This is a genomic window from Gilliamella sp. Nev3-1 (assembly GCF_001690435.1).
Taxonomy (GTDB): Bacteria; Pseudomonadota; Gammaproteobacteria; order Enterobacterales; family Orbaceae; genus Gilliamella; species Gilliamella apicola_C.
Genome location: NZ_LZHN01000034.1, coordinates 1 through 13,525, shown reverse-complemented (window position 1 = coordinate 13,525; position 13,525 = coordinate 1). Strand labels below are relative to the sequence as shown.

14 protein-coding genes and 2 pseudogenes are annotated in these 13,525 nt (G+C 33.8%); 12 read left to right on the top strand and 4 right to left on the bottom strand.

The window, feature by feature from the left end:
* Positions 1-6: 6 nt before the first annotated feature.
* Positions 7-2,685, top strand: coding sequence for a beta-N-acetylhexosaminidase (locus tag A9G40_RS05780; protein ID WP_065582278.1), 2,679 nt, complete (start codon positions 7-9; stop codon positions 2,683-2,685).
* A gap of 73 nt (positions 2,686-2,758) precedes the next feature.
* Here A9G40_RS05780 and rraB read toward each other — a convergent pair whose 3' ends face one another.
* Complete coding sequence (gene rraB / locus A9G40_RS05775; RefSeq protein WP_065582277.1) at positions 2,759-3,154, bottom strand: ribonuclease E inhibitor RraB; 396 nt, start codon at positions 3,152-3,154, stop codon at positions 2,759-2,761.
* 70 nt (positions 3,155-3,224) lie between these two features.
* Here rraB and rnm point away from each other — a divergent pair, with 70 nt between their 5' ends.
* The 4 genes from rnm (at position 3,225) to A9G40_RS05755 (ending at position 7,528) form a co-directional block, all read left to right on the top strand.
* Positions 3,225-4,058, top strand: a complete 834-nt coding sequence (gene rnm, locus A9G40_RS05770; protein WP_218057948.1) for an RNase RNM — start codon at positions 3,225-3,227, stop codon at positions 4,056-4,058.
* A 93-nt stretch (positions 4,059-4,151) separates the two neighbouring features.
* Positions 4,152-4,772: an L-threonylcarbamoyladenylate synthase gene (locus tag A9G40_RS05765; RefSeq protein WP_065582275.1), complete on the top strand. Its 621-nt coding sequence runs from the start codon at positions 4,152-4,154 to the stop codon at positions 4,770-4,772.
* 80 nt (positions 4,773-4,852) lie between these two features.
* Positions 4,853-5,866, top strand: coding sequence for a 23S rRNA pseudouridine(2605) synthase RluB (gene rluB / locus A9G40_RS05760; RefSeq protein WP_081302167.1), 1,014 nt, complete (start codon positions 4,853-4,855; stop codon positions 5,864-5,866).
* Between the two features lie 273 nt (positions 5,867-6,139).
* Positions 6,140-7,528: a hypothetical protein gene (locus A9G40_RS05755; protein WP_065582274.1), complete on the top strand. Its 1,389-nt coding sequence runs from the start codon at positions 6,140-6,142 to the stop codon at positions 7,526-7,528.
* 140 nt (positions 7,529-7,668) lie between these two features.
* On the opposite strand, the gene A9G40_RS05750 is transcribed toward A9G40_RS05755, so the two are convergent.
* The 3 genes from A9G40_RS05750 to A9G40_RS05740 form a co-directional block, all read right to left on the bottom strand.
* A complete protein-coding gene (locus A9G40_RS05750) occupies positions 7,669-8,685 on the bottom strand; it encodes an amidohydrolase family protein (protein WP_218057716.1) in 1,017 nt (338 codons plus the stop codon).
* A 775-nt stretch (positions 8,686-9,460) separates the two neighbouring features.
* On the bottom strand, positions 9,461-9,853 hold the full coding sequence (locus tag A9G40_RS05745) for a hypothetical protein (protein WP_065582273.1): 393 nt from the start codon (positions 9,851-9,853) through the stop codon (positions 9,461-9,463).
* A 315-nt stretch (positions 9,854-10,168) separates the two neighbouring features.
* The gene (locus A9G40_RS05740) at positions 10,169-10,525 is read right to left on the bottom strand and encodes a hypothetical protein (protein WP_065582272.1); all 357 of its coding nucleotides are present in this window, start codon (positions 10,523-10,525) and stop codon (positions 10,169-10,171) included.
* A gap of 120 nt (positions 10,526-10,645) precedes the next feature.
* Here A9G40_RS05740 and A9G40_RS05730 point away from each other — a divergent pair.
* The 7 genes and pseudogenes from A9G40_RS05730 to A9G40_RS05710 all read left to right on the top strand — a co-directional run.
* Positions 10,646-11,451 (top strand): annotated as a pseudogene (locus A9G40_RS05730) (transposase).
* A gap of 42 nt (positions 11,452-11,493) precedes the next feature.
* Entirely contained in the window at positions 11,494-11,652 is a 159-nt protein-coding gene (locus tag A9G40_RS14645) for a transposase family protein (protein ID WP_141675206.1), read from the top strand.
* A gap of 12 nt (positions 11,653-11,664) precedes the next feature.
* Positions 11,665-11,859: pseudogene (locus A9G40_RS15805) on the top strand (integrase core domain-containing protein); the annotation flags it as partial.
* A 79-nt stretch (positions 11,860-11,938) separates the two neighbouring features.
* Positions 11,939-12,223, top strand: coding sequence for a hypothetical protein (locus A9G40_RS05725; RefSeq protein ID WP_218057947.1), 285 nt, complete (start codon positions 11,939-11,941; stop codon positions 12,221-12,223).
* An 80-nt stretch (positions 12,224-12,303) separates the two neighbouring features.
* Positions 12,304-12,660 (top strand): hypothetical protein, encoded by a 357-nt coding sequence (locus tag A9G40_RS05720; RefSeq protein ID WP_065582070.1) that lies wholly within the window; start codon positions 12,304-12,306, stop codon positions 12,658-12,660.
* An 80-nt stretch (positions 12,661-12,740) separates the two neighbouring features.
* A complete protein-coding gene (locus tag A9G40_RS05715; RefSeq protein WP_065582070.1) occupies positions 12,741-13,097 on the top strand; it encodes a hypothetical protein in 357 nt (118 codons plus the stop codon).
* 80 nt (positions 13,098-13,177) lie between these two features.
* On the top strand, positions 13,178-13,525 hold a 348-nt coding region (locus A9G40_RS05710; RefSeq protein WP_065582269.1), incomplete at its 3' end, for a hypothetical protein.

The following is a 13,525-nucleotide window of genomic DNA, read 5'->3' as shown; positions in this document are numbered from 1 at the left end:
AATTTTATGAAAAAGATTAAAACAGCAATATTAGCCACTTCAATCGCCTCTTTGTTAAATGTTTGTGCCGTTCAAGCTGTTTCAGCTTCTCAACAAATTGTTGATGTGATGAGTTCACAACTCAATGTTCAATATGAGGTAATCGATAATCAAGCAGGGGCACATGGTATAAATTGCTCGGCTTTAGGTGCCGATTGGGCTGCTTGTAACAAAATGATGATTTCACTAAAGAATAATGGCCCAGAAATTAAAGATAAAGATTGGGCTATTTATTTTAATAATATTCGCATGATTTTAGCAATAAACAATGATCAGTTCAAAATTACTCATATTACAGGCGATCTTCATAAAATTGAACCAACAGAAAAATTCACATCGATTCCTGCTAATTCCACGATTAATATTCCCATTATTGGCGAATATTGGGTTGTGAGTGAAAGCGATGCAATGCCTCGTTGGTATGTGACATCAAGTAATGCTAAACCCAAAATAATTGCTAATACAAATACAGATTCCGATGACTTATCGGCATTTGTAGCTCCAATTACACAGCAGTGGAAAAGGACCGCCGACGATCACAATACAATAATGAATCCAGTTAACCGTTTTCAATATAACTCGGATATTAAAACATTATCGGCTGAATCGCTACGTGGGCAAATTTTACCAACACCAACTAAAATCACATTAAATAAACAAGATATATCTATTGGTCAGCAAGGCGTTAATTTAATTCTTGATGGTTTAAATCAAGACAGTTTAGCTATTTTAAAGGCAGAATTTAACGCACTAAATATTCCTGTAACGGAAAATGGATACAAGATAAAAGCAATCATTGATCCTAAACAATTCAAGCAAGGGCAATTAGAAGCGTATCAATTAGATATTAAAAATGATGAAACACTAATATCAGCTTATGACCAAAGAGGGATATTTTATGCTGTGCAATCTATTTTATCGTTGATTCCTGTAAACGATATCAAAACCATTCCATCACTTAATGCTTTTGATTCGCCACGTTTTGCCTATCGAGGCATTATGCTCGATATTGGTCGTAATTTTAAAACTAAAGAATCAATCATGCGCTTATTAGATCAAATGGCAAAATATAAAATGAATAAATTTCATTTTCATTTAAGTGATGATGAGGGGTGGCGTATTGAAATTCCTGGATTACCCGAGCTAACCGAAATCGGCAGTAAACGTTGTCATGATCTTAATGAACAGCAATGTTTATTGCCACAACTCGGTTCCGGTCCTGAAAACAATACCACCGGATCTGGTTTTTTAAGCCGTCAAGACTATATTGATATTGTTAAATATGCTAAAGCTCGTTTTATCGAGGTTATACCAGAAATTGACATGCCAGCTCATGCACGGGCTGCCATTGTGTCTATGGAGGCACGTTATAAACGTTTAATGGCAGAAGGAAAAGAAGCACAAGCCAATGAGTTTCGACTAGTTGATCCAACCGATACGTCAAATACCGCCACAGTACAATTTTATAACCGTTTAAGCTATTTAAATCCATGTCTTGATTCATCTAAACGTTTCGTAAATAAAATTATTGATGAGATCGCAAAAATGCATGTTGAGGCCGATCAACCGCTTAATACTTGGCATTTTGGTGGTGATGAAGCAAAAAATATTCGCTTAGGCGCTGGGTATCAAGATATAAAAGCCAAAGATAAAACGGATGCTAAAGGCACAATAGATCAAAGTCAAGAAGATTACCCGTGGGCTAAATCACAAGCTTGCCAAACAATGGTAAATAATGGCATTGTTAACGATATTGAACACCTTCCTAGTTATTTTGCTCAAGAAGTTAGCTCAATAATTAAAAATCATGGCATAAACCATATGCAAGCTTGGCAAGATGGCATGAAACACGCAACTAATGCAAAATCGTTTGCGGTAGATAAAGTTACGGTCAATTTTTGGGATACATTATATTGGGGCGGCTTTGACTCTGTGAACGAGTGGGCAAATAAAGGCTATCAAGTCATAATATCTAACCCTGATTATGTTTATTTAGATATGCCTTATGAAGTCAACCCAAAAGAAAGCGGTTATTATTGGGCAACGCGTTTTAATGATGAAAGAAAGATATTTAGTTTTGCGCCAAATAATTTACCACAAAATGCAGAAACATCTGTTGATCGCGATGGTAACCCATTTACAGCTAAAGGTACAATGAATTGGTCTGGCGCTTATGGGCTATCTGCTCAGATTTGGACGGAAGATATTCGTACCGATAAAAAAATGGAATACATGACTTTTCCCCGTTTGTTAGCCGTAGCTGAACGAGCTTGGCATCAAGCTGATTGGGAAATTGATTACCAAAAAGGTCGTGAATTTTCTCAAGCAACCACGCATTATGTTAATCAACAAAAATTACTAAATGATTGGACTCGATTTGCAAATTTAGTTGGGCAACGCGAGTTGCAAAAACTTGATTTAGCCAATATCAATTATCGCTTGCCTATACCAGGTGCTAAAATTGAAAATAATCAATTAATAGCAAATATTGTTTTTCCTGGCTTAACTATTGAATATTCAACCAACCAAGGAAAACAATGGCATCGTTATAATGAGCCAGTTAATATTAAAAAGGGTGAAACCGTTTCTGTGCGAAGTGTATCGCCAAATCAAAAAAGAACCAGTCGTATAGAGAAAGTAAAATAAGTTATGCTAGTCAACTACTGTTATCCGTTGTTTGATGGATAACAGTAGGTATTTAAAAAGATATGGATGATGTTTAGTGCACGGTTTCCATAAACTCAGCATCATCAAAATCGTCATCGTTGCCATCTTCAAAATACGTGCCCCAGCCATCATAATTGACGCCAAACTGGGCGGTAAGGTTGATTATTTCAGCAATTTGCGCATTGATTAATTCAGCATTAAGCGGGCTTTCGGCAATAATATCAAAACCAATAACAACGTTGCCTGCATCATCTACATCTTCATCAGGATCGGTTGCCTCATAACCCAATTTATAGGCTTCTACTGCTACTTTTTCTAATTTATCAAAATCTTGCGATGAAACATGGTGTTCAATAATATAAAGCGCATGAGGATCGCTACCATCTTCTAATAGTTCTTCAATAATAGCGTTAGTATCTTGCTGAGCAAGAATAATTTGATCTTTCATAATATACCTTTTCGTGGTCATGCAAATTGTGTGGTATATTACACGTTTCAAAATAATTTTCGAGAAAAAAGTGATTGTTGATTTACATTCTCATACCACTGCATCAGATGGTGTTTTAACGCCAAGCCAACTTATCAAAAGAGCGGTGGATAATCAAATCGCTCTTTTGGCTATTACTGATCATGATACCGTTAAAGGTTTACCTGAAGCGCAAAAAGTGATAGCTAATGAAAATTTACCCGTTAAATTAGTGTGTGGCGTTGAAATATCAACAGCGTGGAAAAACAGCGAAATTCATATTGTAGGGCTGAATATTGATATTGAAAATCCACAGTTATTGGCATTGCTATCTTCACAAGAACAAGGACGCATTAATCGAGCGTTAGCCATAAGTGATAAACTAGCTAAAGTCAGTATAGAAAATGCTTATCAACAAGCACAACACTTTGCTAAAGGTGATATTGTTTCACGTGCCCATTTTGCAAGATTTTTAGTTGCTAACGGTTATGTTAAGGATATCAAAAGAGCATTTAAAAAGTATTTAGGCAAAGGAGGGTATGCTTATGTGCCAGCAACATGGTGTTGCATTGCTGATGCGGTTAATGCTATTCGAGCCGCAGGTGGACAAGCGGTACTTGCTCACCCAAGTCGTTACGATCTAACCTTAACTAAATTGAAGCTATTAGTCAGTGAGTTTAAAGTTTGTGGTGGTGTGGCAATTGAAGTTTCGCAAAGCCGGCAAACGCAAGATGATTTAACTCGATTAGCTAAATTAGCCAATGAATTTGACCTGTTGGCATCACAAGGTTCGGATTTTCATGGCGTTGATACCTATTTAGATTTAGGTAAAACAACACCATTGCCTGATAGCGTTACACCGATTTGGCATAATTGGCAACGCTAATAATAACGGGTTAAAAAGGTATGATATTTACGTTCCATCAAATACTTGATGGTATGATCTTCAACATTAAAATTATATTGATATAGAACAATTATGAGCCAAACTTTTTATATTCACCCTGATAACCCCCAAAAACGACTATTAGAGCAAGTTGTTAATATATTAAATGATGGTGGTGTTATCGCTTTTCCAACCGATTCAGGTTATTCACTAGGGTGCTTGCTTGATAATAAACAAGGTGTTGATCGTATTTGTCAAATCCGCCAACTTGATAAGCGTCATCATTTTACGTTAATGTGCAGTGGCCTTTCTGAACTGTCTTGTTATGCTTATGTGGATAATACCACTTTTCGGTTATTAAAAAATAATACACCAGGAAAATATGTCTTTATTTTACAAGCTAGCAAAGAAGTACCACGCCGATTATTGAATGAAAAGCGTAAAACAATAGGATTACGAATTCCAGATGATAAAATTGATTTAGCACTACTTGAATTATTAGGACAGCCATTAATGACCACCACGCTGATTTTACCTAATGATGATCAGGCACAATCAGATCCCGACGAGATAGAAGATAAAATAGGCCATCAGCTCGATGCAATTGTACATGGCGGTTATATTAGCCAGCAACCAACCAGCGTAATTGACTTAACTAATGACTATCCCGAAATTATTCGTAAAGGAAGTGGTGACACTAAACCATTTGAATAAGCAACCATTTTTATTGCTGATATTTCGACAATAGTGTGAATAGATAAAATGATACCTGAGAAGGTAACAGCGAGGATAATATGAAACATAGCAGATCTACATTTTCACAAGTTAGTAAAAAAAATAATAAAATTAATGAAAAAGATAATCAATCCAATAAAAAAACGAAAGCGTTTTGCCCAGCAAGCGTAGCTCGTAAAAATTTGCCACCTGATAATACTGAAAAACTACAAAAGGTATTAGCTAATTTAGGAAATGGATCGCGCCGTGAAATTGAGGCAATGATTGCAGCAGGTAAAATCAGTGTGGATGGTAAAATTGCTACGTTAGGCGATCGCGTTGATGTTAATGCTAATCCTAAAATACGTATTAATGGGTATCTAGTTCAGCTTAGAAGTAAAGAAAAAGAAGTTTGCCGAGTCCTTGCTTATTATAAACCAGAAGGTGAAATCTGTTCACGTAACGATCCACAGGGGCGAGCAACGGTTTTTGAACGGTTGCCTCGCTTAAAAAATGCTCGCTGGATTAATATTGGTAGACTTGATATCAATACTTCTGGCTTACTATTATTTACCACTGATGGTGAACTGGCTAATCGGTTAATGCATCCACGGCATGAAATTGAGCGTGAGTATGCCGTTCGTGTATTTGGTAATGTGACTGATCAACAGATTAACCAACTTCGTAAAGGGGTACAACTCGAAGATGGTCCAGCTTCATTTCAATCAATTAAAGCACAAGGTGGTGATGGACTTAACCAATGGTTTAATGTGGTTATCACTGAAGGTCGCAATCGAGAAGTTCGCAGAATGTGGGAAGCTATTGAAGTACAAGTTAGCCGATTGCTGCGTATTCGTTATGGCAATATCACTTTACCTAAAGGGCTGTCACGTGGAACGTGGATGGAATTAGGTATCGACTCTGTGAATTATCTACGTGAACTTGTTGGATTACCGCCAGAAACCAAAAGCTTTACAACAGGATCATCGTCAGACAAACGTATAATAAGACCTAAGCGGGTTAAATTGACCAATTTGTCTAGAGCATCCCACGTGCCTCGTCAAGCGACAGCTAAAAAGCCAACTAGAAAATAGCATGTTATAACTCTCAATAAAGTTCATTTTATTGAGAGTATTGTCTGATCACTTTATCTTACCTTTTATATTCTCTAAAAATAAATATATTGATATTTTTTGAATAGAGACTATTTTTGTTCGCTTTTTTAGCAAAAATAGTTAATAAATTGTTTAAAATTTTTTATACACTAATTTGCACTAATTAGTCGCAGATCAATTAGTTAAAAATAATAAAATGATTTTACCTGCAATGAATTGATAATTTAATTAAATCTATTTAAAGGAAATATTATGCGGATAGCCATAACAATTTTTTTTCTTTTTCTTTTATCTGCTTGTCATGCTCGAACGGCTGATCAAGCATATAAAGAAGGAAAGTATTTGGAAAGTATCAGTTTATTAACTGCCAGTATTGATGAAAAAGGGCAAGCGAAATTTGATAAAGGTAGAGCTGAAAAGTTACGCACTATAGTAAGTAATGTTATGGCTCATTATGAGGCGGATTTGGCTCACACAGCAAATACAGATTATCAACATCGTATTGACGCTTATCAAAGCTTACTTAAAATGAAAATGATGTTGAGCGATCGTTTTTATAGCCAAACTGTCAGCTTTTTTAATGATAAATACGATATCAAAAAGTTAGAAGAAACAATTGCTAAACAATATTATGATTATGGTAACTCTATAACTGGAACAGACAGCGAAAGTTACAGAAAAAGAGCTGATTTATATCAAAAAGGATTTGAGCAATATAACTATAAAAATATTGAAAGCTTATACAAAAATGCAAAAACAAAATATATGCAACTTGCAGCTAAAGATTATTATAATCAAGGCAAAATGTTAGAGCAGCAAGGTAACTATAAAGCTGCAGCAGAGGCATTTAATAATGCTTCAGAGGTATACCAACCGCTCGGGAAATACAAAGATAGTGGCAAGCTTGCTGTCGATAATGATCGAAAACACTGTGCACAAGAAGCAGAAAAATATTACCAGCAGGCACAACAACTTGCAAATACCGCAACGCACCGTTACGAATTTCGCGAAGTAGCCAAATACTATGCCTGGGCAGCTTCAGCTTACAGACAATACGGAGCTTATCGTGATGCAACTTTTCAATCTGACAAATATACAAACAAAGGAATAGTTAGAGTTTATTATAATTCTACAGAATTACGCTCTTATGTAAGAGATATTTTACATAAAGATTTTATTCAATTTGTTATTTACAATCCGAGTGAAGCTGATGTTATCATGCGTATAAAAAGTAATGTTGAATTTTCAGACCTTGGACAATCAGTTAACAATCAAACTAAAACTGAAAAAGTATTTGATAAATTTATTGAAATGGTTGACGATAACGGTAATAAAAATCAAGTCAAAACCTACAAAGATCAGCAATATAATTTACAAACGGTGACCCACAGCAATAAATTAACATTGACTACTGAAATTGAAGCTCATGGTGCGTATAGTTACAGCCGATCTTTTAATATTGAGCAGACATCTGCAAAATATGATTATATTTATTCTGGTAACGTGCCATCAAATTTACATAATTACAGTGAAGGCACTTTACAAAGTAGAGAAAGATTGCTTGAACTAGCTCAAAAACAACAATTAAACGAAGTAAAATTAAGGCTAGAAGACATTATTAGAGATCTTTCATATCTATAGTTAACGCAGTGTGTATATTTCAAAGTGTGGCAAAAAGTAGAGTGATCTACTTTTTGCCACACTCGATGAACAACATAATGGTTAAAATAGCAAATTAAAAATGAGATCTTGCCAGATTATTTGTAGGACTTTTAATTGAATTACTCAAGCCCAAGCACCATTCGCCCATTTTTTGTTGCCACATTAATCACATTATCTAAATCAGTATAGCGGCATCCTGTTACTAACAGCTTAAGCTCTTCCCACATATTCCCCGTTGAAAATGGCAACATATAATCGCTGACGTTATCTGTACCGATTGCAACAGGAATACCTGCTGTGGCAAGTTCATCAACTGGGGTGAGTGAGTTACGAGTAGGGCCTTGTTCTTCACGGCGTGGGCTATCGATCCAAGCAAATGGGCAGGCAATGACCATCATTTTTGCTTCTTTCATTTTTTTATAGAGTTTTTGGCGATATTCTAAACTGTGGGCTGTGATCGAAATACTATGAATGGCAACAACGCGACCATGCATACCATGTTCAAGGGTTTTATCGGTAAGTTGTTCCGTTTCGATCTCATCTTGAGAATTAAACTGGTCAACATGTACGTGCACCATTTTGCCTAATGATTTACCCGTTTGCATTAACACATCAAGATGTTTCAGTCCCATTCCTTCACCATGATCGCGTTCATCACGACGAGGTAAACCGCCAATAATATCAACTAAATCAGCGCCTTTATCGAACCAATAACGAGCCTCTTTATCGATAACGCCTTTAAGTGTTTGATTGACTAATTTTATGGTGATGTCATTTTTATAGGTTTCGCGTGCTCTTAACGCCCCTTTAATTGCCCGTTCTTGAGCAATAGGGTCAATATCAACAAATGATCCCATTGCACTCACCCCTTGCTCAATCATCCGTTCAACCGCCATACTAAAATGGCGATAGTAATCATCTTCGCTCATTGATGCTTTGACTTTATCTAATGTATCCCATTTTTCAATTAAGGTCTGTTTTTGATAGACATCAAAACTATCAACTGAAATAGTAAAAGCACGATCGGCATGCATATGAGCATTAACCCATCCGCCATTTTGTTTAATTTTATTCATTAAATAGGCTTTTAAACTTTGGTCTCTTGTGGTTAACAACATTTTTTTATGCTCAATCATAATTAGCCTCTATAATTCAATTGCTTTAAATAGGAGTGAAATAATTGTATGGAATAGGTAAAAAAAATCCCCCAAAAAGGAGGATAAAATGTAATACCAATAAATTGAGTGATTAAAATGATTGATTTACTAATGCTCATTACACTCACGCCTTATCAATTAAAAATTGAAGAAATTCTAATCAAAATAAACGTAATAGCAAGCACTATCATTTACAAAATATCTAAATAAATGAAAATGTTATAGTATTATTTTTTAGATTATTTACTTGCAAAGTGAAATTTTAACTACGCTAATAACCAATAAGATTTAAGCATAAAATTCTAACTAATTATTTAATAATGATAATTTATTGTCAAAAAAATGAGATTAATTATGTATTGTTATGTTTTAGACTATTTGTCATATAAGCTGATTTTAGCGCAAATGGTGTGTCCATACTTTTTTGACACAAATTTAGTCTTCACCACTTTAAATGTCGCATCAGCAATCGCATTATCATAGGGTCATCCCTTATGACTTAATGACCGCTGAATGCTAAATTCCTTTAAACATTCATCAAATAAATGATTTCAAACTCTTTCTCAATTAACATTGTCGTATTCGTCGTACTAGTATAGTAAAAAATAACTTTTGGATATACTAAAAGGTTATTGTGTTATTTTTATAATAATTGTTCAGAAAAAATATTGATTTTATTTGATTTTTTAATAGGTGATAAAATTACAGAGTAAATAAGGAAAATCCTCGCTGTTTTAAAACGGGGATTTTATAATTACCACCACTTAGGATAATTGGTAAATTGTGATTTAACATAATTCAATGTATCTTCTGAAATAATGGTTTGATAACTTGACTGCACAATATCCTTAAATATTCCCTGACGAGTCACAGACCATGAATATTTAATGTTTTTTTCATCTTTTTCTATTTTTATAGAAAACATTTCATTCATATCATACAAAGTAGCTGTTTTTTTTAATGTAACCAGATCGTTAACAAAATTATCCCAAATTAAACAACTAATCCATATTTCACCACTATAGTTAAGAGAGTTCGAAAATTGCTCTATATTTGCTATAAAAATAAATTTAATAGAAGGTACATGTTCATCAAATTCAACTTCATCAAAAGAAATTTTCATCGGTTTTTCTATGTTTATACTCATGATTTTATCCTTATTCAATTGATCTTGTATGAATTAATGCAGGCAGTTCTCCTATCCTACGAGATTGCATTATTTTTAATTCCCATCCCTCAATTGTAATTAATTTATTATATGCTATACCATTTTTCGTTGCAGATTGTAAACTTCTTAGTTAGCTACTTTATGCTGAGCATATTCAGCCATATGTTCTGTTGCATTACCATGCACCCACACTTTTTCCCCATTGGATAATACCATTTCAAATTTTAGATCTTGCTATACAACCTTAAGGATAAAAAAGTGAAATTCCCCATTTATTAAGAAAAAACATTTTTTTTAATAAAATTCAGAATCAACTAATCCTTCTTCTTTAATGATTTCAAGAAAGCGTTCGTATGCATCTTTATCATATTCTAAAATATCATCCAGTAAGTTTTCTTCTATTAAAGAATGATGGTAAATTCCTTGTATATTACTATTATGATAATAAATCGATGACCAATTTATTTTAGAATCAATTATTTCAATATTATTTTTGTTATTTTTATTTTCATGATCAATACAAAATACAGTCATGCCGCCGTTCCCTAAAGGTAAGGCACATAAATATGTACCAATTGTATTTGTATTTAATGATTTGGCCCAATAAATTCCAAATATATCTACATAATGGCTTTCTATTTTTATTTTCATTTTACTTTATCCTTAATATCTTTTATTACTTTTCTAGGGTCTGTTTGTGTAACTACCCCCTAAAATAGTACAGCAAAAAGTAGAAAATTCTCTATGATAAAAGTAAAAGAGGATTTAATTATGAAAAAAATGACTGAACATCAAATCGTCGCTATTTTAAAAGAAGCTGAAGCGGGTATTCCCGTTAAAGAACTGTGCCGTAAATATGGCATGGGTAATTCAACTTTCTATAAATGGCGGGAAAAATATGGCGGTATGGAAACTTCAGACATCAAACGTCTAAAAGAACTCGAAGCGGAAAACCGCAAGCTTAAGCAGATGTTTGCCGAACTGAGCTTAAAATCACAGCTTCAGGAAGAAATTATAAAAAAGCTTTAGTGCCCACCAAGGCACGTAAAACGTGGGCACAGCAACTACAACAAAATCATTCAGTTACTATTGCAATGAGTTGTGCTATTGTTGGTTTAAGCCGTTGTGCTTACTATTATCAATCTAAGTTACAGGATGATTCGGTGATTGTTTCGGTGTTGAATGCTATCACAGATAGGCATTTACGTTGGGGCTTTCCTAAGTGTTTTAATCGAATCAGAAAGCTCTGCTATCAATGGAATCATAAACGAGTATATCGGGTGTATTGTGAATTAAAGCTTAATCTCAAGGCAAAGCGTAAAAAACGCATTCCTCCACGATGCCCGGAAAGGTTATTAGTCCCCAATAAACAAGGTGAATGTTGGTCAATGGATTTTATGAGTGACAGTAGCTGTAATTATCGCACTGAAGTACTCGATTTATATCTATTTAATAACCTAGAACAAGTAAGAAAGATAACCGAAGAATGGCTAACCATTTATAACACCGAAAGACCGCATGAGGCGTTAAATAACATGACACCGATTGAGTATAAAACACTAAAACAGGCTGCTTAATTTTCTACGTGAGTTGTGTACTAAGTTTGGGGTATTTACAGCGTGAGTTTACCCGCAGGTAGAGTGACTCGTTATTTGGATAAATTGGTGGAGTATCATAGTTATTTATTAAAAATACGGGTAGATAATGGACCTGAATTTACAGGAAAAACCTTTATAAACTGGGCTAAATCACATGATATAACCATTGATTATATCTAGCCCGGTAGCCCTTATCAAAATGGCTATATTGAACGATTTAATCGTACCTATCGTACTGAAGTACTCGATTTATATCTTTTTAACAACTTAGCGCAAGCAAGGAGAATAACTGAAGAATGGTTAACGATTTATAACACCGAAAGACCGCATGAGGCATTAAATAACATGACACCGATTGAGTATAAAACACTAAAACAAGCAGCATGATTTTCTACGTGAGTTGTGTACTAAGTTTGGGATATTTACAAAACCAACCTATTTAGATTATGATGATGAACTAAAGTTAATGGATATTATGACTAAACTACCTATGAGTTGGCTCATTAAAAATAAAGATGAATTTATTGATGCTTTAATGCATTTATCTGACTCACATACGATAGGTAGTGGATTTTTATTACAAGAGGAATGTGACGATATTATATTTGATAATTTTTGTGAATGGCTAAGAGAAGTAAATAATAAAACCGGCATAGCGACATTAATGTATATTGATGATTTTGATCCGAAAGCACTAGGACTAGATGAATTTAGAAAAAATATTAGAAAAGATGAAAATACAGATAAGTAAGCTCTAAACAATAATGGAGAGAATTTAAACGTGATAGAAATGCAGCTCATATTCCATTAGATGGATCAGGATATTAATTTATGAACGAGAATATGCTATACAATTTTTTGAAAAATAAACCATCCCTTTTGCATTATGATGATGAACTAAAGCTAATAGGTATTATGACTAAACTACCTATGAGTTGGCTCATTAAAAATAAAGATGAATTTATTTGTGCTTTAGACCAATTATATGACTCACATACGGATGGTGGATTTTTATTACAAGAGGAATGTGACGATATTATATTTGATAATTTTTGTGAATGGCTAAGAGAAGTAAATAATAAAACCGGCATAGCGACATTAATGTATATTGATGATTTTGATCCGAAAGCACTAGGACTAGATGAATTTAGAAAAAATATTAGAAAAGATGAAAATACAGATAAGTAAGCTCTAAACAATAATGGAGAGAATTTAAACGTGATAGAAATGCAGCTCATATTCCATTAGATGGATCAGGATATTAATTTATGAACGAGAATATGCTATACAATTTTTTGAAAAATAAACCATCCCTTTTGCATTATGATGATGAACTAAAGCTAATAGGTATTATGACTAAACTACCTATGAGTTGGCTCATTAAAAATAAAGATGAATTTATTTGTGCTTTAGACCAATTATATGACTCACATACGGATGGTGGATTTTTATTACAAGAGGAATGTGACGATATTATATTTGATAATTTTTGTGAATGGCTAAGAGAAGTAAATAATAAAACCGGCATAGCGACATTAATGTATATTGATGATTTTGATCCGAAAGCACTAGGACTAGATGAATTTAGAAAAAATATTAGAAAAGATGAAAATACAGATAAGTAAGCTCTAAACAATAATGGAGAGAATTTAAACGTGATAGAAATGCAGCTCATATTCCATTAGATGGATCAGGATATTAATTTATGAACGAGAATATGCTATACAATTTTTTGAAAAATAAACCATCCCTTTTGCATTATGATGATGAACTAAAGCTAATAGGTATTATGACTAAACTACCTATGAGTTGGCTCATTAAAAATAAAGATGAATTTATTTGTGCTTTAGACCAATTATATGACTCACATACGGATGGTGGATTTTTATTACAAGAGGAATGTGACGATATTATATTTGATAATTTTTGTGAATGGCTAAGAGAAGTAAATAATAAAACCGGCATAGCGACATTAATGTATATTGATGATTTTGATCCGAAAGCACTAGGACTAGATGAATTTAGAAAAAATATTAGAAAAGATGAAAATACA

Bases quoted from the DNA above. Each gene is read 5' to 3' on its own strand.
- A9G40_RS05765 (WP_065582275.1), top strand. From the start codon at position 4,152: ATGAGCCAAACTTTTTATATTCACCCTGATAACCCCCAAAAACGACTA.
- A9G40_RS05725 (WP_218057947.1), top strand. From the start codon at position 11,939: ATGGATATTATGACTAAACTACCTATGAGTTGGCTCATTAAAAATAAA.
- rraB (WP_065582277.1), bottom strand. From the start codon at position 3,154: ATGAAAGATCAAATTATTCTTGCTCAGCAAGATACTAACGCTATTATT.
- A9G40_RS05745 (WP_065582273.1), bottom strand. From the start codon at position 9,853: ATGAGTATAAACATAGAAAAACCGATGAAAATTTCTTTTGATGAAGTT.
- A9G40_RS05750 (WP_218057716.1), bottom strand. From the start codon at position 8,685: ATGATTGAGCATAAAAAAATGTTGTTAACCACAAGAGACCAAAGTTTA.
- A9G40_RS05720 (WP_065582070.1), top strand. From the start codon at position 12,304: ATGAACGAGAATATGCTATACAATTTTTTGAAAAATAAACCATCCCTT.
- A9G40_RS05755 (WP_065582274.1), top strand. From the start codon at position 6,140: ATGCGGATAGCCATAACAATTTTTTTTCTTTTTCTTTTATCTGCTTGT.
- rluB (WP_081302167.1), top strand. From the start codon at position 4,853: ATGAAACATAGCAGATCTACATTTTCACAAGTTAGTAAAAAAAATAAT.
- A9G40_RS05715 (WP_065582070.1), top strand. From the start codon at position 12,741: ATGAACGAGAATATGCTATACAATTTTTTGAAAAATAAACCATCCCTT.
- A9G40_RS05780 (WP_065582278.1), top strand. From the start codon at position 7: ATGAAAAAGATTAAAACAGCAATATTAGCCACTTCAATCGCCTCTTTG.
- A9G40_RS05740 (WP_065582272.1), bottom strand. From the start codon at position 10,525: ATGAAAATAAAAATAGAAAGCCATTATGTAGATATATTTGGAATTTAT.